Here is a 1,310-nt window from a genome sequence, read left to right on the forward strand (position 1 = left end):
CCCGATGATTTTGTGGGTCAGGCCACGCGGTAGGCGTCATACACGCTTTCCAGGGTCGCGCCCGCCCGGGCGCGCTGATAAATATCCGCGATCTCTCGTCGCCGATGGTCCAGATGACTGGCATGAAAGGCCTCGCTGATGGTGCCGGTAAATGCCCAGGCAAGCAGGAGCCAGGCCGTTTGAAGGAGAAGCAGATAGCGTCGGATGGCCGAGGCGCTCCGCAACCGGTATCCGCCCATCGACAGCTTGCCCTTGGCTTCCTGGAAAAAGGTTTCAATGGCCCATCGATGCTGATACCAGGATAAGACCTCCCCGGCGGTCATCGAGGAATCGGTGGAAAAGAAAAACCGATACGCTTCGTGGGAAGCAGAAGCCCGGGAACCAACGACCACGCCGGACAGGCCCCCTTTCAACTGCCCCTGAAACCGAACCATCTCATAGGTGGTGGTCCGGACGGTCCCAAGGTCCGGATCTTCCGCCTGCCGGGCCCGTTGGGCCCAGTCTCTGGCCGGTAACGGCATGGGCGCCGTATGGAGCACGCGGTTGCTTTTGATCGCGCCAATAAAATGCCAGCCCTGGTCCCGAACGGCCCGGATCAGTTTTTCCGACGCATACCAGCTGTCGGCCAGGATATAGACGGGCCGATTACCCACATCGATCGTCCAAAGCTGCTGAAGGGCCAGATCGATTTTGCTGGGGCCCTCCTTATCATATCGTTCGATATGATAAGGATACAGACGCTCGCTAGTCCCCACCATGACCGTCAACCATTGATGCCCGTAAACGGTCGTCCCGGTCTGATGATCAAAATGATATCCGCCGTCTTCGATCGGGTGGTGCGCCTGTGACGAAGGCTTCGATTTGGGAACGACGGTATCATCGATGGCAATAAGAACCGGATGGGTGCCGGAAGCCTGCCGCCGGACATGCTGCAGCACCAATCGCTGGAGCTTCCGCTCCAGGGCATCGTCGTCCACCCGGGAGGTGCGAAAAAACCGGGTGACCGATGAGTGGTGGGCGGAATGATTCGCAGCTTTTTGGAGGGCTTTCACGCTCCCATTGCGGTGCTCCCGGGTCCAGCCTTCCAGCAGCTGTTGCATGTGCCACGCGGCCGGAGCAGACATAAAGAACCGGAGGTTCCATTGGTGAAAGATATTGGCGATCCAGGAGGAATATGATACGGTAGACTTGAGGCAGAATCCTTTCTCGATGGTGTTTTCGTCGATGTCATCGTACCGTATCTACGGGGATTCTGTCTCTTTTTTATCGTTAATGGAAATAATTGTTAGTAAACCCGCAACAAAAGAGAG

The 1,310-nt window shown here is 57.0% G+C and carries 1 protein-coding gene; it reads right to left on the bottom strand.

All coding sequences use genetic code 11. From position 1 onward, the window contains the following. Nucleotides 1-17 precede the first annotated feature (17 nt). Nucleotides 18-1,211, bottom strand: coding sequence for an IS701 family transposase (locus tag ACTTK7_RS17205; protein ID WP_462869326.1), 1,194 nt, complete (start codon nucleotides 1,209-1,211; stop codon nucleotides 18-20). Nucleotides 1,212-1,310 lie beyond the last annotated feature (99 nt).

The sequence above is a fragment of the Marinococcus tarijensis genome (assembly GCF_054971385.1).